This window comes from Photobacterium sp. WH24 (assembly GCF_019204055.1).
In the GTDB taxonomy this organism is placed as follows: Bacteria; Pseudomonadota; Gammaproteobacteria; order Enterobacterales; family Vibrionaceae; genus Photobacterium; species Photobacterium arenosum.
Genome location: NZ_JAGSOZ010000012.1, coordinates 12,132 through 37,520, shown reverse-complemented (window position 1 = coordinate 37,520; position 25,389 = coordinate 12,132). Strand labels below are relative to the sequence as shown.

The window sequence follows — 25,389 nt, the reverse complement described above, 5'->3', positions numbered from 1 at the left end:
GCGGCTTTTTTCGTATGACATGTCGGCAGAGGTGAGGCGCTGTTAGATTGCCAGATCTTCAATCTGTGCTTTCGCTTCCCCACGGCCTTTATCGGCCAATTCATCACCCATGTTTAATGCTTCTGCATAAACAAACTCAACCTCTGTCATGCCGACAAAGCCAAGGATAGTGGTCAGGTAAGGAACCATAGTGTCAGTGGCGTTACCTTTATGCATGCCGCCACGAGAAGAAACAACAATCACTTTTTTACCTGTCAGCAGACCAACAGGCCCATTTTCAGTGTAAGAGAAAGTCACACCTGCACGGGCAATCAGGTCAAACCAGTTTTTCAGTTGAGTCGGAATGCTGAAGTTATACATAGGTGCGCCAATGATAATAGTGTCACTGGTTTTGATTTCGTTGATCAGCTGATCAGACAGTGCAATCGTTTCTTTCTGACGTTGGGTCAGGTTGTCACCGCCACGTAACCCACCTGCCAGCTCGCCGTCTAGAACAGGGAGCGGATGAGCAACCAGGTCACGTTCAATGATGGTGGAGATGCTATCTGCTTTAACGTTGACAAGATGATCAATCAGGGCGTTTGATTGAGAGTAACCGCCAAGGATGCTGGATTTCAGAACAAGAACTTTAGACATAATGCTGTCCCTTCTATAGTGATTCTTTAATGAACTTGGGCTAACTATAAATGCCGGGCTGCAGCACTAAAAGCTGAAAAACTTGTGTAAGTTGTTCGAGTATTTTGAATGAAGCTAGATTCGGCCCGGAAAAATTCGGGTGGTCTGAGGGCAGAAGGGATTAAAAAAGGGTAAAAAATAGCCCGAAACGACTCCTGTTTCGGGCTTAGGGGAATGGCTCGTGAGAGCCTTGCGCTAACTGGTTTATAAATGGAGATCAATTACAATATCAAGCTTAGTTCAAGCAGCATTTTTTGCCAGTTTTAGCCCTGAGACAGTCAAGGCTACTGCCATCATCGATACCAATAACCGTCTGCTCCAAATTCAAAGTATTTTTCCAGATAAACCTGTATCTCTCACCAATTCCCTTGGCAGGCCATTTTTGATGCGATTCCCAACCCATTTTCCTAATCCCAGAGGATAATCCTGATAGGTAACAATAACTTCACCTTTGTCAGTGAGGTCTTGCGGGCGTATGTCTCTGCCCATGATCCACTCATTGGCCTCATCGGTAGTTAGAGAAACACAGCTTGGCTCTTTGCCTGTGGCCAGTGTCATGACTGCTTCATGCTGCCAGCGGTACCCTTTTTTGTGCTTTTCTGCCAGTTTAATGCCAATACGCTGGAAACGGATGTTTTCTAATAGCGGACGAAGGCGGGCAGGGAACAACCAGACTTCCTGATCCCGAAGCCAAACCTCCCGCTCTGGCGGTAGTGTCAGGCTGAGATCTGTGTACAGCTGCTGGTGGATTTGCTCACTGTCTTTACGCGAGGCCAGAGAGAAGGGAAAAATGGCTTTTCGTTTTTTAGCCGGCTCGCTTTCAACAGCCGCAAGTTTACGAATGCGGGCGACAAAAAATCCCTCACTATCATAAACCTGCGGGAAGACGTGTAAAAAGCCTTCCTCGGTACAGGTTTGCTCTGCACCGTTAAATAAACCTGCAAGGGATTCAAATTGCACTGCATCGCCAAAGGTTTCTTTGAGAAATAAGCACACCTCTTGATTTTCAGTATGATTAAGCGTGCAGGTGGAATACACCATCACACCGCCGGGTTTCAGCGCCTGAAAAGCACTGACAATAAGGCCGCGCTGAATGTCTGCAATATCCTGAACGTGCTTCAGGCTCCAGTTTGCCATGGCGTCTTCGTCTTTACGTATTGCACCTTCGCCTGAACAGGGGGCATCCAGAAGAATGCTGTCAAATGCTTCAGGGGTCCAGCTACCGAATATCTGCCCATCGAAATGTGTAATTGCGGCATTAGACACACCGCAACGCTGCAGGTTGGCGTGTAATACCTTGATGCGGCTGGCTGACAGTTCGTTAGCAACCAGTGCGCCTTTATGTTGCATTGAGGCCGCGATTTGCGTTGTTTTTGAACCGGGGGCGGCGGCCATATCCAGCACACAGCCGATTTGCTCGTTGTTTGTGAGTAAAGCGGTGACTGGCAGCATGGAGCTGGCTTCCTGTATATAAAACAGTCCTGCCAGGTGTTCTGCGGTATTGCCTAAAGACTCAGTGACTGACTCATCGTACTCTATCCAGAATCCTTCTTCACACCAGGGAACCGGCGTGAGGATCCAGTCTTTATCACTAACTTTTGCCAAAAAATCGGCGACGGAAATTTTCAGTGTATTGACCCGGATACTACGACGCAGCGGGGTACGGCAACTGGCGAGGAAACTGTCCATATCCAGACTGTCTGGCAGAATTTGGCGGATGAGGTTAATGAAATCGTCTGGAATGTAGATGGACTGATGCACTTGCTTTATCTCGGTTGGGATGCAGGCGGCAAGTCTATAACAAACTGGCGTTAGGATAAAACAACAAGGCAAGCCCAATGGCTTGCCTTGTTGTTTTGCAGGCTGGAACAACCAGACTTTTTCGGCGACCCACGTGCCCGGTGGCCGATGCCGGGTGTTATTCGGCCGGAATAGCAGTCCGCCACTGTTTCCATTCCGGATTGGCCTTTTCGTGAAGCAGAAAGTGCGTTCCGCTTTGAGCTGGCGCTGAAAGGGGCTGGCCTTCGGGTGTGGCGAGTGCAATGCCGCCACGAATCAGGCTGTCTACAGTACCAGCCTGAATGCTGGCGCCTGTCAGACCGACACTGACATCCAGACCTGATGTGTTCCAGAATACGGTATCTGAACGAACCAGATGCCGGAAGCCAGGCTCAATGTGCGCCTCGATCATTACTCTGTCAGCCAATTCGCCTAACGTGACTTTACTGACCTGGCCCACTTGTATGTCTCTGAACAGCAGGGGTGTACCTGAACGTATTGAAGCGCGGTTGACACTTTCCAGAATAACGGTCAGGCCATCGAACCCTGCTTTTGCCTGTTCCGAAAGCGCGAATGTTTGCCGATAGTTTCCTTCACCCGGCTCTACTTCTATGTAGCTGCTTAAAAGACTGTCGAGATTTTTGACTCCAGTGAGTTCGACTTTGGGTGTGACCAGCCAAAAGTGCGTTTTATCTTTTGTCAGAGCATCAGCAAACCGGGGAAAAAGACGCGCATCAATCTGAACCAGACCGGTTTTAAAATCTGGTACCAGCGACAACACTTTACCCACAGTCACTCCTTGGTATTTGATGTCAGTACCCACAGAAATGCCTTTGGCATGCTCTGCCGTCAGGCTGATTTGCGTACCAAATTCCTTCGCGCTTTTCAGGCTGCCGAACAGTTTGAATTGTTTACCGACACGGTTGGGAATGCCGTTCATGTTATCGAAAGCAATACCGCCTTTGAGTAATGAAGTGACAGGGCTGGCTTTTATATTGACCCCAGACAAACCAGCTTCGATTTCAACACCGGATTGATCCCAGAAAACGCTGTCTGCTGTCACTAAATAGCGGTACTTGTTCTGAATCGATAATTTTATTGTGACGCCGTCACGCGTTAGGGCATAACCACTGACTTTGCCTACGGGAAGGTTACGGTATAGCACAGGGCTACCTTCGCTCACCGAGGGAAGAGCGTCGGCAAAAAGTTGTACCGTGGTACTGCCGGATTGCTGGCTGCTGGCAAGTTTCGCGAGTGCCTGACTTTCAAACAGCGGATATTGGCTACGCATTTTCCCTGAGCCTTCAGAGGTAAAAGCGATACTGTTACTGATTAACTGCTCTGCTGGTGGTACTGATACATTGATACCGTCTGCACTGATGTCGGCCTGAATTCCGCCATCAATAAAGAAGCGGCTTTGGCTTCGTACCAGAGAGGTGAATTCGGGTTTGATTATGATATCAAAGCGGACTTTTTCTTTTTCCAGGCTGATTTTTTTGACACTTCCCACGGCCATGCCTCGGTGTGTCACCTGAGTATTTCGGCTGATACCAACATTCTTATCGGCGTACAGGTGAATGACGGCAGCCCCGGGACGTTTCTCTTCAAGCTGCTCCTGGGTGAATGCCTGGAAGTGCCGGGCCGGCTCACCTTCGCCTGGAATTAACGTCAGATAATTGCCCTTTATCAGGTTACCGAGATTACTCACACCCTGTAAGGAGAGGTTGGCTTCTTCCAACAACAGACTGGTGCCGGATGTCAGCAAATCACTCATGCTAGGTTCAATCGCTGCATGGGCAATAATACGTTTGCGCTGATGGTCTAAACGCAAATCAGAGATCTGGCCAATCTGCAGGCCGCGATACACGATCGGAGCGCCGCCAGCACTGATGTCATTGTCATCTGGTAATTCAACGGTAATGGCGATGCCGCGTCCAGCGGTATTCAGATCGGGGTACAGGCGAAACAAATGGTTCGGCTGGATAGGAAGACCTTCGTCCGGGGAGTCGAAAGCAATCGCCCCGGCAATTAATGCAGAGAGACTTTCAAACTGAACATCGACACCATTAAATCCGATATTGGCACTGACACCGCTAACATTCCAGAAGCGGCTTTTATTGGTCACCAGGTTGGCGTACTGAGGTTGGATCAGGACGTCAATCAACACCCGTTTTTTACTGTTGCTGAGGGTGTAGTTATAGACTTCGCCAACAGGGATTTTTTTATAGTAGACCTGCGCGCCGATAGAAACAGAACCCAGGTCGGGCGCCTGAAGCTGAATGGTGAGCCCTTCGCCAGCGGGAGTTTCGGAGGGTTGACTGTCTAAAGCGTCAAACTCCTGGGCCGGTTCTCCCTCTCCTGGGAGCAGCGCAATGTAGTTACCCGATACCAGTGCATCAAGGCCACTGATGCCGGTAATCGAGGCTTTGGGTTTAACAAGCCAGAACCGCGTGCCTTTACGTAAAACCTGTACCGCTTCAGGATAGATATCAGCGGTTACATAGATACTTTGCAGATCATCAGATAATTTAACGTCCCGGACGACGCCAACTTCCAGGCCCTGATAACGAATCATGGTTCTGCCGGCAACCAGACCGGCCGCATCCTCAAAATGGATAATGATGCGCTGGCCAGCTTCGCTGACAGCCTGAACGACCAGCCATGCCGCCAGCCCCAAAGCCAGTACAGGTAAAATCCACAGCGGCGATATCTGTCTGTCCCTTTTGACATTCACCGGTTGAGGCTGTTGCGGGCCGACGGGGTTGCCAAAAGGCGGCTGTGGAGGGTGTTTACTGTTTGTCATAGTTATCCCAAATCAGGCGAGAGTCCAGGCTTTCTGCTGCCAGCATGGTGAGCACGACAACGATCGCAAAGGCAATGGCTCCCGGGCCAGGGGTAAAATCCAGAATCTGGCCGCGATCAATGAGCGTGACCATTAAAGCAATGACGAACAAGTCCATCATTGACCATTTACCGATCCATTGAATGATACGGTAAAGCCTCATTCTGTGTAAGTGATTGATCTTTCTTTTACCGTGGATGCACAGAAGAATAAATGCAAGCCCAAGTATTTTGGCAACGGGCACAACGATACTGGCAAAGAAAATCAGAATGGCTATGCCTTCCATGCCGGTATTGATGAGTGACGCGACGCCAGAGAGAATAGTGTCTTCAATCCGCTTACCATTGTTTAAAAATATTGATATCGGGTAGGTGTTTGCCGGGATGATGAAAATAGTCGCCGTGATCAGGTAAGCCCATGTTTTCTGAATTGAAAACGGTTTACGGTAGTGAGTTGGGCTATGGCAGCGCTGACATTTATCGGCTTCTTCCTGGCTCAGATGGCAATTGTCACAGTGTAACTTCAAAGCTGGGCTTTTATGATCGGATTCAGGTTGCCAGGCTTCCCAATACCGTTTGACATGGAAGCGCGTGAGCATGATGACCATCAGTATTTCCATCATAACCAGGCAAAACAGGCCGGGGCCGACATAGATATCGGCATAGTCTTTAACTTTGAAGCACGCAATGCCCAAACTGACCAGAAAAACATCAAACATCGCCCAATGCTTCAGGTGTTCTATGCACCACATCGAGTACTTAAAAAGGCTGAGCTGGCGCTTCGCCAAGCCTAGTTGAGCGCCGACTACCGATAGGAAAACCAGTAAAGGTGCGACTGTGCTGCAGAACAGTATTAACAGCGCGACAGCGGGGTAATCGGACGACAACGTCAGTGCGCCTGAGGGTATGGTAGCCGGTATCATGACACCGAACAGGCGAATGGTAATTAAAGGATAGAGATGCGCCGGTATGATTAATATCAAACCGGCGACAGCGAGAGCCAGATCGCCACGTATAGATGGCATGCCGCCACGGTACATGCGTGATTCGCAACGGGGACAAAAAGCGCTTTGTCCCCTGGCGGTTACTTTAGGTGTCAATAGTAAATCACAACTAGGGCAGAGTCTTACCGTTGACATTGATGTCCATCCTATTGGAACCGTTAACTTGTTGAACTGGCATCACTATATTATTTTGAACTGAACCTGGCTACTGTCAGGTTCTGATCGTTAATGTGATGTTCAGCCTCGCTGGATTGAGCAGTACCGTACAGGGTCTGATACAGACCAGTCGTGTTCACCAGCTCCGCGTGTGTCCCAGTCTGGCTTACCTGACCGTCTTCCAGCACATAAATGATATCAGCCTGTTTCACCGCAGAGAGTCTGTGAGCCACGATAAGGGTCGTCCGGTCTGCCAGAAAGTGGTTCAAGGCAGTATGCAAAGCGGCTTCAGTGGCCGTATCCAGTGCAGATGTCGCTTCATCCAGAATGACGAAATCCGGGTTAGTCAGAATCATTCGGGCGATAGCGAGCCGTTGGCGTTGTCCTCCTGAAAGGCGAATACCCTGACGGCCAATCTGAGTGTCCAGCCCGTCACTCAGCCGCTGTGTGACATCTGAAAGCTGTGCAATTTCAATTGCTTGCCAAAGTTGTTCGTCGCTATACTCAGCGCCCAATGACAGATTATGACGAAGAGTATCATTGAACAGTACCGGTTGTTGCAGCACAACGGCCATTTTTTCCCGCAGTGCCTCATAGCTGACGTCTTCAACAGGATGGCCATTGATCAGTATATCGCCACTGTCTTTTTGATAGATGCCGAGGAGTAACTGGATCAATGTGGACTTTCCGCCGCCTGACGCACCCACTAATGCCACGCGTTTTCCTGCGGGTAATGAAACATTCAATCCGTTCAGGACTTTCTTGTCTTCATCATAGGAAAAGTCGAGATGATTGATATCAATGGCAATCTGCTTATGGCCGGAAAAGGGATCCACTTTGGCCTGAGGACGAACCTCTTCTTCCAGTGCAATCAGCTGGTTCAGACGCTGCATAGCGGCCGAAGCACCGTACCAGGCAAATTGAATACCCAGCAGTTCCTGAACCGGGCCCAGCATAAACCACAGATAGCCAAATACCGCGAACATCTGGCCAATGGTCAAATCGCTGAACAGCACCATGAGCATGGCCCCAGCGCGGAAGAGTTCGAATCCAATCAAAAACAGCAGGAAAGAGATCCGTCCGGCGGCTTCTGACTGCCAGGCGTATTTATCGGCATTATCACGGATGCCATCAGCATGCTCTTTCAGGTTTTTCAGGAAATCGCGTTCACGGTTTGCCGCTCTTAGCTGATAAATACCATCCAGCGTTTCAACCAGTCGCTGCTGAAATTTCTCGAAGGCTTGGTTTTCTTTCCGCTTTAAGTGCTTAACTCGGTTTCCCATTTTTCGTGATGCATAAATCACAACGGGGTTGACCAGAAGAATAAACAGCCCCAGCTCCCAGTTCAGCCACAGCAGCACGATGGCTGTCCCGAGCACAGTCAGCGTACCAATCAGAAAGCGGCTTAACGTGTCGCCCACAAATTTATCTATGGTTTCAACATCCGTAACCAGATGAGAAGTGATTCCGCCGCTGCCGCGCTCTTCATACTGACGCATGCTTATCCGGCCAAGTTTATCAATCAGGTGCTTGCGCATCTGATAAGTAACGTCTTTGGCGACTAAGGTAAACTGGCGGCTTTGCAGGATATTCAAAGCTTGGCTGGCAGCACGCATGACGACGACCATCAGGAGCACCAGAATGATATAGGCAGTCGGTTGTTGCCAGGCTAACGGCAGGAAGTGGTTTAATAAAGCAATTCCCTTACCAGGCTGATCAAGCAGAATTTCGTCTACCATCAGCGGCATCAGCAGTGGGATAGGAACGCTGATAAGCGTAGCAATCAGGGCGATGATATTGGCAGCAATCAGCCTCTTTTTGTGATGTTTTGCTTGCTTTATCAACCATGACCAGTTAATCATTTGATTCGTTGAGCCTTTCACAGTGATAACGATTCCTATTACGATACAAAGGTGCCATTTTAACGGCTATATATGGAGTAAGCCATGGAAAATAAATCTGCATTCTACCGTCGTTTAACCCAACAGGCTGTGGCAATCGTTGACGGTGAACCCGATGTAATTGCTAATATTTCTAATATTAGTGCGTTACTGAACATGGAGTTAGAGGATATTAACTGGGTCGGTTTTTATTTGCTGAAAGATGACCAGTTGGTATTGGGTCCATTTCAGGGTAAACCAGCCTGTGTTCGTATACCTGTTGGCCGCGGTGTTTGCGGTACGGCCATCTCAGAAAACAAAGTTCAGCGAGTAGGTGACGTCCATCAATTTGAGGGGCACATTGCCTGTGATGCTGCCAGTAATTCTGAGATCGTGATTCCATTTTCAGTTAAAGGTGAATTGTACGGCGTATTGGATATTGATAGCCCAAGCCTGTCAAGATTTGACCAGGAAGATGAAGACGGGCTGGCTGCATTCATTGAGGAACTACAAATTAAGCTCTAATTGCATGCTTTCGGTGGTTTTTCAACATCAGGTAATTATAATAGCCCGCACTTATTGGTTTTATTTAAAAGCACTAACAGCGAGGTACTCTCGCTTTGTCAGGAAAGTCCATGGAAAACTCTGAAAAGTTAACGAACAGTAAAGAAGTGATTGCCTATATTGCAGAGCAATTCCCGAATTGTTTTACTGTTGAAGGTGAAGCTAAACCATTAAAAATTGGTATCTTCCAAGACCTCGCTGAACGACTGAGTGATGATCCTAAAGTCAGTAAAACTCAGCTGCGAGCAGCACTTCGTCAGTACACTTCTTCTTGGCGTTATCTTCATGGTGTTAAAGCAGGCGCTAGCCGTATTGACCTTGATGGCAATGAGTGTGGTGTGTTAGAACAGGAACATGTTGATCACGCGCAAAAGGCGTTGGAAGAAAGTAAAGCGAAAGTTCGCGCCCGTCGTAAAGAGCAGGCAGCGGCTAAAGCGGCAGCTGAAGGTGATGCTAAGCCAAAGAAAGTTAGGGAAAAATCACCTAGACCTAGAAACGTTAAGCAAAAAACGTCTAAGCTAGATAAGAAGCCGGTAGAAACAACACGCGCTTTGTCTTCCGATGAAGTGACAGTGGGTAAGGATGTCAGTGTCAATATGGGCAATGGCAACATGCCGGCAACCATTGTAGAAATTAATAAGGACGATGTGCGTGTCCGTCTGACTAATGGCCTGACCATGGTTGTGAAAGCGGAGCACCTGCGTTCATAAAGGAGAATGCTCGACGTATGAAATGTCGATTCCGTTTCTCACTGATTGCTGCCGGTATCATGCTGGCAGCATCAGCTCAGGCCTTGGAAGCCACACATACACAAAGTGAATTGCCTGTTTTGTCTCCAGAAAAACAGCATGCGACCGCCAGTAAGCGTGTAGCCTCACGGTTTACCCGATCTCACTATCGCCAGTTCTCACTTGATGACCAATTTTCTGCCAACATTTTCGATCGCTATCTGGAAATGCTGGACTTCAACAAAAGCTTCCTCACTCAATCTGATATCAGACAGTTCGAACAGTGGAAATATCAGCTTGATGACCAGTTAAAAAGAGGCGAAACAACAGCAGCTTACGATATCTTCAATACGGTATTGAAGCGTCGGTTTGATCGTTATCAATATGCGCTGACTCTGTTGGACAGACCTATGTCTTTCAATGTCAACGAAGATATTGTGGTTGATCGTTCAGAAATGCCATGGCCGAAGGACAGGGCAGAGCTGAATGAAATTTGGCGTGAACGTGTCAAATCGGATGAGCTGAATCTTAAGCTGGCAGGCAAAGAGTGGAAAGACATTCAGGAAACCTTGGGTAAACGTTACAACAACGCGTTGAAGCGCCTGACTCAAAGTCACAGCGAAGATGTGTTTCAGCTTTATATGAATGCATTCGCGCGTGAAGTTGACCCTCATACCAGTTATCTCTCTCCTCGCAGCGCTGAGCAGTTCCAGTCGGAGATGAACCTGTCTCTGGAAGGGATTGGTGCTGTGCTTCAAGTGGATGATGAATTCACTGTTATTCGTTCTTTAGTTGCTGGTGGCCCGGCATCCAATTCTAAAAAACTGTCTGCAGGAGACCGTATTATTGGTGTCGCTCAGGACGGTAAAGAAATGGTCGATGTGGTGGGCTGGCGACTGGATGATGTGGTACAGCTGATCAAAGGGCCGAAGGGCAGCAAGGTTCGCCTGGAGATTCTTCCGGAGGGAGTCAATGCCAAAAGCTACAGTGTCACAATCGTCCGGGATAAGATCCGTCTTGAAGACAGGGCTGCCAAGTCATCAGTAGAAACTTATAAAGGCCGCAAAATTGGTGTTCTTGAGATCCCGAGTTTCTATGTTGGTCTTTCTGAAGATACCAAGAAAGAGCTGGCGAAATTAAACCAGCAACAGGTTGATGGTATTGTTATTGATTTACGTAATAACGGCGGCGGTGCGTTAACGGAAGCCACAGCATTAACCGGCCTGTTTATTAACAGTGGCCCGGTGGTTCAGGTTCGCGATAGTTACGGACGTGTGAAAGTGAATGGTGATTCCGATGATCGCGTTTACTTTGATAGCCCCTTAACTGTGCTGATCAACCGTTACAGTGCGTCTGCGTCTGAGATTTTTGCCGCGGCAATGCAAGATTACGGTCGTGCCGTTATTATCGGTGAACAGTCATTCGGTAAGGGTACAGTTCAGCAGCACCGTTCTCTGAATCATATCTATGATCTGTTCGATAAACCGCTAGGTCACGTTCAGTACACGATTCAGAAGTTCTACCGCATTAACGGCGGCAGTACGCAGAATCTGGGTGTTGTACCGGATATCAGTTTCCCTACTGCCATTGACCCTGCGGATACGGGTGAAAGTGTAGAAGATAATGCTCTGCCGTGGGACAGTATCAAGCCTGCGGGTTACCAGAAGCTGTATGACTTTTCTCCGCTGTTGCCTTCGTTACGTGTTCAACACGAACAACGTATCAAGAGCGATATGGAGTTTGGTTTTATTTTCGATGACATAGCCAAGTACAACGCTGAGAAAGATAAAAATGCCTTGTCTCTGAACGAAAGCAAGCGTCGCTCTGAGCAGGATCTGGATGAGAAAGAGCGTTTGGAGCGCTTGAACGCACGTCAGAAATCGTTAGGTGAGAAACCTTTCATTGCATTGAAAGACGTCCCTAAAGATTATGAAGCGCCTGATGCTTATCTGGATGAGGCTGTTGCAATCACGGCTGATTTAGTTCGGGAAGAGCAAAGCTGAAGTGATTAAGGTTTAATGATGATATAAAAAACGGCGCATTCTGCGCCGTTTTTCTTTTTACAACAGTGCGTTAGTGGTGTTAATAACAAGGCTGAAGTTCATGGCTGGCCATGTCTCATAGTTGAAACAAGCTGTTGAATACTTATGACAAGTATCATATTCGCGCGCGGGACATTCCAATGAGGGCTAATTTGATAGAAGGGGCTGATACTTCTTAGGGGTACTATCATGCTGCGAGCCGTTCTTTTGTCATTTGTTCTCAGTGTTTTTACATGGAGCAACACTGCAGCAGCCGATGAGCTGACTGAATTCGATTATCCACTGCTGCTTGGAGACTGGTACTGGTTCAGCACTACCGAGGAAGGGGTGGAGAGTGAGGGAATCAACTACCGTGCTATGAATATTAAGTTCAGTTCGTCTTATCATTTTAAAGTGCGCCTGCTTCGTACTGACGGACTGATCGACGAGTGGGGCGGCAACTATGATATTGATGAAACGACGCTTACCATGAACTCCATCAATCAGCCCTCCCAGCAGCATGAATATGTGTTGAGTTATAACCAGTTTCTTTTAGATGGTGCGCGTTTTACTAAGCTGGCGCCTGAAAATTTACCGGGTCAATGGCGTTCTTCCGCGATAGGCGGTAAGGACGTTGATAACAAAGTGTCAGAGCTGAAGCTGTCGCTACGTCCGGATTTCTTATTCTCCGCTCAGGTAATAGGAAAAGACGGAACACGTAAAGAGCATAAGGGCATCTACTACCTGGAAGATGACAGGATTGTGCTGATTTACGAAGATGGCCAGCATGACAGCCACTTTAAACTGGGCGGAGACAATACGTTAACTCTGACAAATAAACAGTTTGGCATGGAAGCTGTGATGCAGCGTCAATAACACCTTATCTATCTGTAAAATGTTACCTTGTAACGCAACGTTGTAATAAAAAGAGAGGCTTTCGCCTCTCTTTTTGTCTGCAGTATTACTGTGCATTCAACTCAGTCATTGACCAGCTTGAAGGCTTCACGGAGTTGACCCAGGTACTCTTCATCCTGACAGATACTTTTTCCAGGTTCATCTGAAATTTTGGCAACTGGCCGGCCTTCACATTCGGTGAGTTTCAGCACAATGTTTAAGGTGTCTACGCCCGGCAAGTCGCATGTCATATTCGTCCCTATACCAAAACTGATTTGGACGCGTTGACAGAAGTGCTGATATATCTCCAGTGCGCGCTCTAACGTCAGGCTGTCGGAAAATACCAGCGTTTTGCTTTTTGGATCGATGCCCAGCGACTGATAGTGCGCAATGGCTTTTTCGCCCCATGTGATCGGATCACCGCTGTCATGACGCAGACCACTGAAGCGTTTGGAAAGACGCAGATCGAAATCCCGCAAAAATGCATCCATGTTAATACAGTCGGTTAAGGCGATACCTAAGGAGTCCGGGTATTCCTGAAGCCAGCGGTTCAATGCTAACTGCTGAGAACCAGCCAGTTCTCCGGCCAGTTGTTGGTGAGCCTGGAACCACTCGTGTGCCTGGGTACCAACAGGGGTTAGCTGGCGAGTTCGGGCCAGATGGTAGTTTGAAGTACCGCTGAACTGAGGGAAGTGTGCTGTCAGATGATCGACAACGGCGTAATGTACATCTTTAGAAAAGCGACGCCGGGTGCCGAAATCGACCAAAGAAAATTCGCTGATGTCCGTATTGGCAGCCAGCGCGTGAAAACGGGACAGCTTGTGATTGAGTTGATCAATCGCAGCTTCAGGTGAGGCATCAGCATAGCGATGACGACATCGAGTCTCGCAGACAATGGCAAGCAAAGGCACTTCCCACAAGATGATATCCAGCCATTTTCCTTCGATACGTATAGTGAGCTGTTCATCACTTTCACCTATGATGACCTGCGTGGGATCGAGGCGAAACTGGTTTAAATAGTCCAGGTAGTCTTGCTGAAAGAATGGCAGTGTGGCTAAGTAGTCAATTTCTTCTGCGCTAAACTGCAGCTCACCCAGGTGAGCGACTTGTCTTTTGATTTCAGCCAGGTAAGGCCTGAGATCTTCGCCACTGCGACAGCGAAACTCGGCGGCAGCGCTCACATCTGGGTAGAGGTGAAAAATCGCTTGCTGCATGTGGAGTTTGTACGCATCGGTATCAAGCAGTGAATCAATGATCCAAGGTTGCATAGTGTGGTTCATATTGCAGAATCATTCCTGTTAAAGAGGCTAAAATCAATGTATTGGGGTAAAGGAGGTTGTACGACAGTGTCATTGTTACGCGACGCGACGCAGGTAACAATAGATAAAGATAAGATTTTCACCTCAAGTGCTATCTGCTAACATTTTGCCTTAACACAGTGTAAAGATTATTGGCGACCAATTATACGTATTCACATAAAGTATAGTTGATGCGATTTCAAGAATTCTTGTCTTACCTATAATTGCGTGTATATGGCATAGGCTTCACGCTGACTTTACCTGCTCCATACCCGCTATCATAACCTGAAGTTGGGGTATGCAAATTTTTCAGTTCCGCAAACAATGTTTCATCGATTGAAAAGATCAAATCTTGTTCGTTGTTTTGTGGTAACTGCCAATATGGATGATGAAGGAAGGACTTTATGGCCGATCAACCGAATGCCGCTCAACCCACTGCTAAGTATCGTGCTGACTATACCGCACCCGATTTTACGATTACCGACATTGATCTGGTGTTTGATCTGCAAGACACGGCGACCCGCGTTGTTGCTGTCAGTAAAGTGAAGCAACAAACTGCAGGTGTGACGTCACTTGAATTAGACGGTGATGATTTGGTTCTGCGTCGGCTGGAAATCAATGGTGAAACCTGGCAGCACTATGAAGAAACGGCAGATGGCCTGCTGATTCGTCAATTGCCTGAAGAGTTTGAACTTACCATTGAAACGGAGATTAACCCGGAAGCAAACACCGCGCTTGAAGGTCTGTATAAATCTGGTGGTGGCTTCTGTACTCAGTGCGAGGCGGAAGGTTTTCGGCGTATTACGTTTTATCAGGACCGCCCGGATGTGCTTGCCCGTTTCACCACCAAAGTGATCGCAGATAAAGCTAGCTTCCCGTATTTATTGAGTAATGGTAATAAAGTGGCAAGCGGTGAGCTGGAAAATGGTCGTCATTGGGTTCAGTGGCAGGATCCGTATCCAAAGCCTTGCTACCTGTTTGCCTTGGTTGCCGGTGACTTTGATGTGCTGCGTGACAATTATAAAACAGTCAGCGGTCGTGACGTTGCGCTGGAAATATTTGTCGATAAGGGCAATCTGGATCGCGCCGAGCATGCCATGCAATCGCTCATTAACTCTATGAAATGGGATGAAGAGCGGTTTGGCCTGGAATATGACCTGGATATCTATATGGTCGTTGCCGTTGATTTCTTCAACATGGGGGCGATGGAAAACAAAGGTCTGAATATCTTTAACTCCAAATACGTGCTGGCAAATCCGGCCACTGCTACGGACACGGATTATTTGGGTATTGAGTCAGTTATTGGTCATGAGTACTTCCACAATTGGACCGGTAACCGCATTACATGCCGGGACTGGTTCCAGCTCAGCCTGAAAGAAGGCTTGACTGTATTCCGGGATCAGGAGTTTTCATCGGATCTGGGCTCTCGGCCGGTAAACCGAATCAACAACGTCCGTGTTATGCGTGGGCCACAGTTTGCTGAGGACCGCGGTCCGATGTCGCACCCGATTCGACCGGAAAAAGTCATTGAGATGAATAACTTCTATACCCTGACAGTTTATGAGAAGGGCAGTGAAGTGATTCGGATGATGCACACGCTGCTGGGCGAAGCAGGTTTTCAGGCGGGTATGAAACTGTATGTTGAACGTCATGACGGCACAGCAGCGACATGTGACGACTTTGTGTTGGCGATGGAAGAGGCTTCGGGTGTTGACCTGAGTCAGTTCCGTTTATGGTATAGCCAGTCGGGCACACCGATTGTAAAAGTCAGCACCGAATATGATGCCGGCACCAAACGTTACCTTGTCACGGTAAAACAACATACGGCACCTACAGCCGGGCAAAAAGAGAAACAGCCCCTGCATATTCCGTTTGATATTGAACTCTACGACAGTAAAGGTCAGGTTATTGAGTTACAGCGTAACGGAGAAAAAGTGCATCATGTACTGGATGTCACAGAGCTTGAGCAGACTTTTGAATTTGATCGGGTGAATGAGCAGCCTGTGATTTCCATGTTACGTGAATTCTCGGCGCCGGTTGTCCTGGAGTACGATTACAGTGACCAGGAGTTAGTATTCCTGATGACTCATGCACGCAATGAATTTGCGCGCTGGGATGCCGGTCAGATGTTACTTGCCAAATACATTCGAAGTAATGTGGCCGCGGTACAAACGGGGGGCACAGTGGTTTTCCCTGAAAACGTGGTTGATGCATTCCGCGGGGCGTTACTGGACGAAAAACTCGATCCTGCCTTTATTGCTGAAATGCTGACTCTGCCCAGCGAGAATGAAGTGGCTGGCTGGTATGACATTGTCGATGTTGATGCAATACATGCTGTGCTCGGACAGCTCGAAAAGCTTCTGGCGACAGAGCTGGAAGATGAGCTGACTGCCATTTATCACTCACTGAAGCAAGCCAGCTACAGTATTGAACATGGTGCGATAGCCAAACGTGCGTTACGTAATCGCTGCCTCGCTTATCTGGCATTGACAGAGCAGGGTGAAAAACTGGTGTCAGCTCAGTATGAAACGGCCGATAACATGACAGACACTATGGCTGCCATGTCAGCGGCTAATGAAGCACAGCTGGCCTGCCGCGAATTGCAGATGGCAGATTTCAGCGACAAGTGGAGCCATGACGGACTGGTTATGGACAAATGGTTTATTCTTCAGGGTAAGAATCCAGCGGAAAACGCTATGGATAATGTGCGTGACACTATGCAACACCCAGCGTTTAGCCTGAAGAACCCGAACCGTACACGCAGTCTGGTAGCGAGCTTTTGCGCCAACAACCCGGTTCGATTCCACGCAAAAGACGGTAGTGGTTATCGTTTCCTGACTGAGATACTGACCGCCCTGAATACGTCGAACCCGCAGCTGGCTTCACGCCTGATTGAGCCTTTCCTCAAGTACCGTCTGTATGATGAGGAACGCCAGGCATTGATGCGTGCCGAACTGGAGAAGTTGGCCGGTTTGGACAATCTGGCGAGAGATTTGTTTGAGAAAGTGGAAAAAGCACTTGAACAATAAAGCAAGTCTGTTTTAATCAGAAGGCTCCTCCGGGAGCCTTTCTTTTTTATTCGACCAACAGGCTTGTTTGCATGAAGAGATACACCTTTTCAGTCAACATTCCCTATCACACCTACCTGCAGCATTACTCAGGTGCTGCCAGCTCAGTGCTGGTTCACACCGATGAGGGCCTCCGGCTGCAGCTCCCAGCCGTCAGACTTCGTCCTTTCCTCAGCCAGTTAGGTATAAAAGGGCGCTTTCGGGTTGTGGTGAATGCAGAAAACCGTTTTGAAAAGTTGGAGAAAATCGCTTAAAACCTGTCTTTAGTCGGATATTAACAAATATCCTACATAATTATGCGAAACTGGTTTTTTTATCTGTTGCGAAAAAAGTATCTCATAATCAGTTGCCTGAGATGTTGATTAGTTTCACAGATAGAAAAAAGTTTATATTTTTAGATGGTTAGACCAAAAAGTGTGTGTAGTAGCAAGTTATCGCATTGGAATTTTTGTCTGCTGACAGGCCACCAGTCAAAACATCTACCTTAGTCACATATTCGATTTTTTCTTCAAAAACCAGAGTAATTAACGTAACCATTTGGCAACAAAACCCCCTACAATAGCTTTCGAGTCAACAATACCTCGCCAGAGAGAAGTTTTTTAGCGCTGAACTCGGGGCGTCGTTATAAAACCCTATACTAGATTGATAAAAGTAATAACGATGGAGCATCTGCTATGACCGCACCTGACACAATAGTGCCGGTACTGCTTGAAAAAGTGTATGGCTTAATCCAGGACAAGATAGAATCCCCTCAGCAGTCATTAGTCGAAGTGTTTGCTCAACGATTGTTAGGACAACTGGCAGATGATGATCTGCTTCAACGGAATGAATCTGATTTGTATGGTGCAGTACTGAGCCTCTGGCACCATCTAGTGCAAAACAAACCTGACCAAATTTCTGTTCGTGTTTATAACCCGACATTGAGTCGATATGGCTGGCAGTCAACCCACACGGTAGTGGAGATTGTGATGCCGGATCATCCATTTCTGGTCGACTCAGTCCGTATGACATTAAACCGTCTGGGTATCACCAGTCATTTGATGTTCAATGGCCCGTATTTCTTCAAGCGCGATGATCAAGGGGTGATCATTGAAGCATGTGGAGAATCCGGAGATCTGCAAACTTTATTCCACATTGAAGTCGATCGGTTATCCAGTAAGGAAGAAATGGATGCTTTGAGAACCGAGCTTGAGCAAGTATTGCAAGATATTGTGCTGGTCGTGAATGACTGGCAGGCAATGCAGAGCAAAATGCTGGAGATTGCAGAAGAACTTAAATCAGCGAAATTGCCGGTAGATAAAAGCCACCGTGAAGAAGCGATTGAGTTTCTGGAGTGGGTGACACGCCATAATTTTACCTTTATGGGTTATCACCAGTACGATCTGGTACCTGTTGAAGGTGATTTTGAACTGCGTCCCTGTGACGAGAAAGGTTTGGGTTTGCTGAGCAAGCCGGGTAAAGCACGTACACTGATGCTGTCTGATTTGCCAGAATCAGCACGTGTAGAAGCCAGAAAGCCAAATCTGCTGATTCTGACCAAGAGCAACGGCAAGTCAGCGATTCACCGCCCAGCGTACATTGATTACATCGGTATTAAACGTCTGGATAAAGACGGCAATGTCATAGGCGAGCACCGCTTCACCGGCCTGTATGCTGCAACGGCTTATCATCAGACAGCGATGAATATTCCGTTGATCCGCAATAAAGTGGTACGCATTCTTCAAAGCAGTGGTTATTCAGAAGATTCACACTCGTGGAAGGCGATGAATAACATTCTGGAAACGTATCCGCGAGATGAGCTGATTCAGGCCAGTGAAAAAGAAATGCAGGATGTGGCCAGCGGTGTTGTCAGAATGCAGGATCGTGATCTTCTGCGTCTGTTTGTTCGCCGTGATCCTTTCGGTCGCTTCTTCTCTTGCATGGTTTATGTCACCCGCGAGCGTTATAACACCGAATTGCGTGTCAAGACTCAGAAAATTTTCCAAGAGTATTTTGGCTCTAAACTGAACGTGGATTTCACCACTTTCTTCTCAGAGAGCCCACTAGCGAGAACTCATTATATTGTGCGTGTAGATAACAACAACTTTGATGTAGATGTAAAAGCGATCGAACGTAATCTGGTAGAAGCAGCGGCTTCCTGGGAAGATCGTTTAATTGATTCACTGATCTCAAATTTTGGTGAGAATCAGGGAACCCCTCTGGCGAAAAACTATGCGCGCGCCTTCCCGCGTTCTTATAAAGAACAAATGCTGCCAGGCTCTGCGGTTGCAGATATTGAGCTGCTGGAAAGCCTGAGCGAAGACAACAAGCTGGGTATGTTGTTCTACCGTCCGCAGGAAGTGGCAACAGATTCCCGTTTTGTGAAGCTGAAACTTTACCATCGTGATGAGCCCATCCATCTGTCAGATGTGATGCCTATGCTGGAAAACCTTGGCTTACGTGTGATCGGAGAGTCGCCATACGAGATCGTTACGGCGAACGGAACAGTATTTTGGATCCTCGACTTTGCGATGCTGGTCAATGGTTGCAACGAGATTGATCTGAGCGATGCACGAGATCGTTTCCAGGAAGCGTTTGCTGCTATCTGGCGCAGTGAACTGGAAAGTGACGGCTTTAACCGTCTTCTGTTCTGTGCAGAGCTGACTGGCCGGGAAATCACTATTGTCCGCAGCTATGCCCGTTATATGCGTCAGGTTGGTTTTCCATTCAGCCAGCAATATATTGAAGATACGCTGGCCAACCATGCTGATTTGGCGCGTGATCTGGTTGATCTGTTCGCCTTGCGTTTTGATCCGGCGAGAAAGTTCAGTGCAAAAGCTGAAGAAGCACTGATCACTAAGATGAATGAAAAGCTGGAAGAAGTCGAAAGTCTGGATGACGACCGTATTATCCGTCGTTATATGGAAATGATTCTGGCTACCCAGCGTACTAACTACTATCAGACTGATGAACAAGGCCAGCCTAAGCCATGGCTGTCGCTGAAACTGCGTCCGTCTGAAATTTCGGAAATTCCGGCACCTGTACCTTTCTTTGAGATCTTTGTTTACGCGCCAGATATTGAAGGTGTTCACCTGCGTGGTGGCAAGGTGGCCCGTGGTGGCTTGCGTTGGTCAGACCGTCAGGAAGATTTCCGTACCGAGATCCTCGGTCTGGTTAAAGCACAGCAGGTTAAGAACACAGTTATCGTACCTGTAGGTGCAAAAGGCGGATTCGTTTGTAAGCGTCAGCCGCAAATGACAACCCGTGAGGAAATCCTGGCTGAAGGTCAGCGTTGTTACAAGCGCTTCATTCGCGCACTGTTGGATGTGACTGATAACATCATTGAAGGCGAGGTTATTTATCCGAGCAATGTTGTTCGTCATGATGAGGACGACCCATATCTGGTTGTTGCTGCCGATAAAGGCACCGCGACATTCTCTGATCTGGCTAACTCGGTATCAGCAGATTATAACTTCTGGCTGGGTGACGCATTTGCTTCTGGTGGTTCTAACGGCTACGACCACAAGAAAATGGGTATCACTGCCAAAGGTGGCTGGGAATCTGTTAAGCGTCATTTCCGTGAGCTGGGTATTGACTGCCAGACAACAGATTTCACCTGTGCTGGTGTTGGTGACATGGCTGGCGACGTATTCGGTAATGGTATGTTGCTGTCTAAACATACGCGCTTGGTTGCAGCCTTTAACCACATGCACATCTTCCTGGATCCAAACCCGGATTCAGCCTCAAGCTGGGAAGAGCGTAACCGTCTGTTCAATCTTCCTCGTTCAAGCTGGGAAGATTACGATGCCAGCCTGATCTCTGAAGGGGGCGGTATATTCTCGCGTCGCAGCAAGTCTATTAAGCTGTCACCACAAATTCAGAAACTCTTAGGTACGCGTAAACAAAGCCTGACGCCAAATGAAGTGATCAAACTGATCCTGACAATGGAAGTGGATCTGTTGTGGAACGGCGGTATCGGTACTTATGTCAAGGCTGCCAGTGAAACACATGCCGATGTTGGCGACCGTGCTAACGATGGCCTGCGTGTTAATGGCGGTGAGTTGCGCGCCAAGATCGTTGGTGAAGGTGGTAACCTGGGTATGACTCAGCTGGGTCGTGTTGAGTTTGCGATCAATGGCGGACGGGTTAACACAGACTTCATTGACAACGTGGGCGGTGTAGATTGCTCTGATAACGAAGTTAACATTAAGATCCTGCTCAATGGTCTGGTTGCGGCGGGTGATCTGACATACAAGCAACGCAACCTTCTGCTTGAGCAGATGGAAGATGAAGTAGGCGATATCGTACTGGACGATGCGTACACCCAAAGTGAGTCTATTTCTGTGACTCAGCATCAAAGCGTACAGCTGCTGAAAGAGCAGATCCGCTTCATTCATCATCTGGAAAAAGAAGGCAAGCTGGACCGTGGTTTGGAGTATCTTCCAGATGACGATACACTGGCAGAGCGCGAGAAAGACGGCATTGGTCTGACGCGTCCGGAGCTGGCTGTATTGGTTGCTTACGGCAAGATGGTACTGAAAGAAGAGCTGGTTACTGAAGAGATCACTGAAGATCCTTATCATAACCGCCTGCTGCCGGCATACTTCCCGAAAGCACTGCAGGAAAAGTATCGTACTCAGATGGAAAATCACCCTCTGAAAGGAGAGTTGATTGCCACATCGCTGGCTAACCAGATGTCTAACGAGATGGGTTGTAACTTTGTTACCCGTTTGCAGGAAGAGACGGGTTCGGCAGTGGCGGAAATTTCGTCTGCTTACTCTGTTGGCCGTGATGTGTTTGGCTTTGAGCAGTTCTTCGAGCAAATCCGCGAGCTGGACAATAAAGTGCCTGCGCATATCCAGTACGAAATGATGTATCGTTGCCGTCGTATGCTGCGTCGCATCACTCGCTGGTTCTTGCGTAACCGCGATCGTAAGATGGGCATTGAAGAGCAAATTGCATTCTATCAGCCAACGCTGAACAACCTGCGTGATAACCTGGAGCAATACCTGGTGGCTGAAGAGGTGCAGGAGCATGATGATCAGGCGAACAGCATGATCAACGAAGGCGTCCCGGCACAGCTTGCGCACAATATTGCCCGCCTGAGCAGCTTGTACTCTGCCATGGATATTGCGCAGAGTGCGAAAGAGCTGAACAAAGATGTTGGCTTTATTGCTCGTGTCTACTTTGTACTTGGCGCACAGTTATCACTGCACTGGTTCCTGCAACAGGTTCATAATCAGCCGGTTGAAAACCATTGGCAGGCACTGGCTCGTGCTTCTTTCCGTGAAGATCTGGATTGGCAGCAACGTCAGCTCACATCTGCAGTTATCGGAGCAGGCAAGGGCAGTGAAAAACCTGAAACGCTGATTGAGATGTGGATTGAGCATCATCACTCCGCCATTCAACGCTGGGAAAGCGTACTTGCTGAATTCAAGGTGGGTACAGCCCATGAATTTGCAAAATTCTCCGTTGCAATGCGTGAATTGGTGCTATTAAATTTGAATTGCAAACCAAATCAGTGAATAATCTAGCCCCGTTTATACGGGGCTTTTTTTTAAGGAGGTATAATGATTTACCGCCTCGCGCGTTCGGCCATGTTTCAGCTTGATCCTGAAAAAGCGCATGATTTGGCTATCAAGAACTTTTCTCGCTTCACCGGTACACCTCTCGATATTTTTTACCGCCAAAACCTCCCTGATCGTCCTGTTGAAGTCATGGGACTCAAGTTTAAAAACCCTGTTGGTCTGGCCGCTGGCCTGGATAAAAATGGCGAATGTATTGATGCCTTTGGCGCAATGGGCTTCGGATTTGTTGAAGTCGGTACTGTGACGCCTAAACCTCAGCCGGGAAATGACAAACCCAGACTTTTTCGGGTAAAACCTGCAGAAGGTATTATCAACCGGTTCGGTTTCAACAATAAAGGCGTTGACCAACTGGTAGAAAATGTAAAGAAAGCCACGTTTGACGGAATTATCGGTATCAACATCGGTAAAAACAAAGATACACCGTTGGAGAAAGGGGTAGACGACTATCTGATTTGTATGGATAAAGTCTACGAGCATGCTGGCTATATCGTTGTGAATATCTCATCACCGAATACGCCTGGACTGCGTAATCTTCAATACGGTGAGGCATTGGATGATTTGCTGACGCAATTGAAGAGCAGACAAACATCGCTGGCTGAGAAGTTTGGCCGATACGTGCCGCTTACGCTGAAGATCGCGCCTGATCTCGAAGATCACGAGCTGATCCAGATTGCCGATTCATTGATCCGAAATGAGATAGACGGTGTGATAGGGACGAATACGACCCTGGATCGTACCCTGGTACAGGGAATGCCGCATTGTGATGAGGCTGGCGGCTTGAGTGGGCGTCCGCTGCAGCACAGAAGCACGGAAGTCATCCGCATGCTTAATCATGAGCTAAAAGGGCAAATCCCTATTATTGGGGTAGGTGGCATTGATTCAGCCATTGCTGCAAGAGAGAAGCTGCTAGCCGGTGCCAGTTTGGTCCAGGTATATTCAGGCTTTATCTATCATGGTCCTAAGCTGGTTAAAGATATCGTACTCAATTGTGATTTACGATAATGAGTGACGCTGTCACTAAACGTTAGCGTTTGTAAATCTGCCGTCATACAAACAACGCCCACTTTATGTGGGCGTTTTTTTGTTCCAACATCGGTAAAAAGCGGTATTTTGTCAAAATTACATAGCTTAACACTATGATCTTACAAATTTTTTCCCCTTTTATTTTACCACTTACTTAGTACAATTCCTTTTACGTACTTAATTTGCTTGCTTTGATCACAGTTAAGACACTGACATTGGAGCCTATCGTGTTAAAACCAAATAATTCATGGACGTGGTATTACGACCAGAAGAATGACTCTTTAATGCTCGACCTGGGCGAAGAGATGGTTTTCCGCGTTTCAATTCCGAGTAAACATCTTATTGCTTGCGCCTTTAACCGATGTGAGTTCACGGTTGACGATGCAAGTACCTATCAAACATACCTCGAAAATATTTCTGCGCTGGATTTGTCTGCTCCGCGTAAGGTCGAGCTGGCCTTAAATGCTGTCGCTGCCAGTCGTTTTCATAAACCCATGATGCCTAAAAGCTGGTTTTTTTCTCAGCAAGAGGGGGGGTATACGCCTCATAACGGCGAGATCATCGGGCTGGATACCGATTTCGGCTCTGCCCGTTACCTGGTTATTGAAAACAGCGGCTGTGCGAGCCTGTGCATGCTGGCGGATGTGGAATCTCATGTTCTGACGTCAGGGAAAGAAATGGAATTCTGCGGCATTATCAAAGTAATGAACGACAGAATGCAGGCCGTCCATTTAGACACAGAGCTTGGCCTGGCGCTGGTAGGCTAATCGTTGGCCTGGAAAAGTATATTTAACAACGATTTACAGCAATAGGCTTTAAAAGCACATTTCTATATATCCCCAATAAGCTATCAGCCACTTGTCATATAGTGCCTGGTTAATCAGCTGCTTTACGTGACCGGATTTAGCTGTCTGTGTCACGGCTCGATTCTCTGCGCCAATTCCCACACTCTCTTCTTATCTAAACACACGTATTTTATCTCATGCCGCTTCTTGCACCTTGAACAGGCCTTTGGCTAAATCAGGGTGTTTTCTCAGCCCCTGTTCTCAACAGAGGGCGTCATGCTTTGCTATCAGCTATCAGCTATCAGCTATCGCCTTTTTGTCTTTTTAGCGGCTCCAGATACATCCGCTGCCGTGGGGATAATAGTCATCAGTGCAGCATCTGATGAATATCTATACGGGTATTGAGCGACATAACGTCATCTTGATGCAAAAAATCAGTAAAAATAGGGACTTTTTTATAGTTACTTGTCTTTTTTTTGGACAAAAAAACACCACTATTTTCCGGTAAATTATCGTTTATCTGGGTGGATATTTCCCTGTTTTCCTCATTTGTGAAAGTCCATTACAAACCCGAACAAGCGCATCATATTAAGTTTCCCAACAGGAAAGAGTTGCATCTGGAGCGAACAGTGCAGCGAGAGATTATTGTATATACATAGGTGTGGAGATAGCGAATGCTTACAAACATTGCTTGTGTTTGGCCGCTGTATCTTCAGTAATCACGCTGTCACCCTGATTACTGATTATAGTTAAGTCGTTGATTTTAATGGGTTTTATTTTACTGTTTCCGTGAGGAAACGATTTTCGGGCGTAGAGGTAAGTGCTTGCTAAATCCGTATTATGAATTGTATTCAAGGAGTTAGGCTAGGTTCGTTTCCTGTGGGAAACTATCTGCCTGGGTGAGATGCTCTGAAAAGTATGCGTTTATCTGTTTTGCTATCTTGGCGTGTGGCGGATTGCAAAGATAAACCGTCTGTGAAGTGGCAAACTGCGATGGTTAGGTTGATTTATACTCGAACAGTGCAGAAAAAATGACTGGCCGGCATAGCTGATACAGGCGCATATCTGTGAATTCAGGTATAATCGCGGGCAACATTTGTTTGAAA

General features: G+C 47.5%; 15 protein-coding genes. 9 read left to right on the top strand and 6 right to left on the bottom strand.

Features of this window, described 5'->3' with window-relative positions; translation table 11 throughout:
* Positions 1-42: 42 nt before the first annotated feature.
* The 5 genes from KCG43_RS14865 to KCG43_RS14845 all read right to left on the bottom strand — a co-directional run bounded on the left by KCG43_RS14865 (position 43) and on the right by KCG43_RS14845 (position 8,317).
* A complete protein-coding gene (locus KCG43_RS14865; RefSeq protein WP_218385880.1) occupies positions 43-636 on the bottom strand; it encodes an FMN-dependent NADH-azoreductase in 594 nt (197 codons plus the stop codon).
* A gap of 363 nt (positions 637-999) precedes the next feature.
* Positions 1,000-2,436 carry a 16S rRNA (cytosine(1407)-C(5))-methyltransferase RsmF gene (gene rsmF, locus KCG43_RS14860; RefSeq protein ID WP_218385878.1) on the bottom strand — a complete coding sequence of 479 codons (1,437 nt, stop codon included), beginning with the start codon at positions 2,434-2,436 and terminating at the stop codon, positions 1,000-1,002.
* 157 nt (positions 2,437-2,593) lie between these two features.
* Positions 2,594-5,257, bottom strand: coding sequence for an MlaD family protein (locus tag KCG43_RS14855; RefSeq protein ID WP_218385875.1), 2,664 nt, complete (start codon positions 5,255-5,257; stop codon positions 2,594-2,596).
* Positions 5,244-6,434, bottom strand: a complete 1,191-nt coding sequence (locus KCG43_RS14850) for a paraquat-inducible protein A (protein WP_192017074.1) — start codon at positions 6,432-6,434, stop codon at positions 5,244-5,246. The genes KCG43_RS14855 and KCG43_RS14850 overlap by 14 nt, the downstream gene beginning before the upstream one ends.
* 50 nt (positions 6,435-6,484) lie before the next feature.
* On the bottom strand, positions 6,485-8,317 hold the full coding sequence (locus tag KCG43_RS14845) for an ABC transporter ATP-binding protein (RefSeq protein ID WP_218385872.1): 1,833 nt from the start codon (positions 8,315-8,317) through the stop codon (positions 6,485-6,487).
* 84 nt (positions 8,318-8,401) lie between these two features.
* Here KCG43_RS14845 and KCG43_RS14840 point away from each other — a divergent pair, with 84 nt between their 5' ends.
* The 4 genes from KCG43_RS14840 to KCG43_RS14825 all read left to right on the top strand — a co-directional run bounded on the left by KCG43_RS14840 (position 8,402) and on the right by KCG43_RS14825 (position 12,524).
* The gene (locus KCG43_RS14840; protein ID WP_192017076.1) at positions 8,402-8,860 is read left to right on the top strand and encodes a GAF domain-containing protein; all 459 of its coding nucleotides are present in this window, start codon (positions 8,402-8,404) and stop codon (positions 8,858-8,860) included.
* Between the two features lie 110 nt (positions 8,861-8,970).
* Positions 8,971-9,609, top strand: a complete 639-nt coding sequence (proQ, locus tag KCG43_RS14835; RefSeq protein ID WP_192017077.1) for an RNA chaperone ProQ — start codon at positions 8,971-8,973, stop codon at positions 9,607-9,609.
* A 17-nt stretch (positions 9,610-9,626) separates the two neighbouring features.
* Positions 9,627-11,630 (top strand): carboxy terminal-processing peptidase, encoded by a 2,004-nt coding sequence (prc, locus tag KCG43_RS14830; protein ID WP_192017078.1) that lies wholly within the window; start codon positions 9,627-9,629, stop codon positions 11,628-11,630.
* Between the two features lie 228 nt (positions 11,631-11,858).
* Complete coding sequence (locus KCG43_RS14825) at positions 11,859-12,524, top strand: lipocalin family protein (protein WP_192017079.1); 666 nt, start codon at positions 11,859-11,861, stop codon at positions 12,522-12,524.
* Positions 12,525-12,625: 101 nt separating this feature from the next.
* Here the strand turns inward: KCG43_RS14825 and pncB are convergent, their stop codons facing one another.
* Positions 12,626-13,822, bottom strand: coding sequence for a nicotinate phosphoribosyltransferase (gene pncB / locus KCG43_RS14820; RefSeq protein ID WP_218385870.1), 1,197 nt, complete (start codon positions 13,820-13,822; stop codon positions 12,626-12,628).
* A 422-nt stretch (positions 13,823-14,244) separates the two neighbouring features.
* Here pncB and pepN point away from each other — a divergent pair, with 422 nt between their 5' ends.
* The 5 genes from pepN (at position 14,245) to KCG43_RS14795 (ending at position 24,265) form a co-directional block, all read left to right on the top strand.
* Positions 14,245-16,869 carry an aminopeptidase N gene (gene pepN / locus KCG43_RS14815; protein WP_218385868.1) on the top strand — a complete coding sequence of 875 codons (2,625 nt, stop codon included), beginning with the start codon at positions 14,245-14,247 and terminating at the stop codon, positions 16,867-16,869.
* A 71-nt stretch (positions 16,870-16,940) separates the two neighbouring features.
* Complete coding sequence (locus KCG43_RS14810) at positions 16,941-17,162, top strand: DUF2835 domain-containing protein (protein WP_192017082.1); 222 nt, start codon at positions 16,941-16,943, stop codon at positions 17,160-17,162.
* A 420-nt stretch (positions 17,163-17,582) separates the two neighbouring features.
* Positions 17,583-22,412 carry an NAD-glutamate dehydrogenase gene (locus KCG43_RS14805; RefSeq protein WP_218385866.1) on the top strand — a complete coding sequence of 1,610 codons (4,830 nt, stop codon included), beginning with the start codon at positions 17,583-17,585 and terminating at the stop codon, positions 22,410-22,412.
* Positions 22,413-22,457: 45 nt separating this feature from the next.
* Positions 22,458-23,477, top strand: a complete 1,020-nt coding sequence (pyrD, locus tag KCG43_RS14800; protein WP_218385864.1) for a quinone-dependent dihydroorotate dehydrogenase — start codon at positions 22,458-22,460, stop codon at positions 23,475-23,477.
* Positions 23,478-23,725: 248 nt separating this feature from the next.
* Positions 23,726-24,265 carry a cell division protein ZapC gene (locus tag KCG43_RS14795; RefSeq protein WP_192017085.1) on the top strand — a complete coding sequence of 180 codons (540 nt, stop codon included), beginning with the start codon at positions 23,726-23,728 and terminating at the stop codon, positions 24,263-24,265.
* The last annotated feature ends 1,124 nt before the right edge of the window (positions 24,266-25,389 follow it).

Bases quoted from the DNA above. Each gene is read 5' to 3' on its own strand.
- KCG43_RS14865 (WP_218385880.1), bottom strand. From the start codon at position 636: ATGTCTAAAGTTCTTGTTCTGAAATCCAGCATCCTTGGCGGTTACTCT.
- KCG43_RS14855 (WP_218385875.1), bottom strand. From the start codon at position 5,257: ATGACAAACAGTAAACACCCTCCACAGCCGCCTTTTGGCAACCCCGTC.
- KCG43_RS14850 (WP_192017074.1), bottom strand. From the start codon at position 6,434: ATGTCAACGGTAAGACTCTGCCCTAGTTGTGATTTACTATTGACACCT.
- KCG43_RS14845 (WP_218385872.1), bottom strand. From the start codon at position 8,317: ATGATTAACTGGTCATGGTTGATAAAGCAAGCAAAACATCACAAAAAG.
- KCG43_RS14840 (WP_192017076.1), top strand. From the start codon at position 8,402: ATGGAAAATAAATCTGCATTCTACCGTCGTTTAACCCAACAGGCTGTG.
- proQ (WP_192017077.1), top strand. From the start codon at position 8,971: ATGGAAAACTCTGAAAAGTTAACGAACAGTAAAGAAGTGATTGCCTAT.
- prc (WP_192017078.1), top strand. From the start codon at position 9,627: ATGAAATGTCGATTCCGTTTCTCACTGATTGCTGCCGGTATCATGCTG.
- KCG43_RS14825 (WP_192017079.1), top strand. From the start codon at position 11,859: ATGCTGCGAGCCGTTCTTTTGTCATTTGTTCTCAGTGTTTTTACATGG.
- pncB (WP_218385870.1), bottom strand. From the start codon at position 13,822: ATGAACCACACTATGCAACCTTGGATCATTGATTCACTGCTTGATACC.
- pepN (WP_218385868.1), top strand. From the start codon at position 14,245: ATGGCCGATCAACCGAATGCCGCTCAACCCACTGCTAAGTATCGTGCT.
- KCG43_RS14810 (WP_192017082.1), top strand. From the start codon at position 16,941: ATGAAGAGATACACCTTTTCAGTCAACATTCCCTATCACACCTACCTG.
- KCG43_RS14805 (WP_218385866.1), top strand. From the start codon at position 17,583: ATGACCGCACCTGACACAATAGTGCCGGTACTGCTTGAAAAAGTGTAT.
- pyrD (WP_218385864.1), top strand. From the start codon at position 22,458: ATGATTTACCGCCTCGCGCGTTCGGCCATGTTTCAGCTTGATCCTGAA.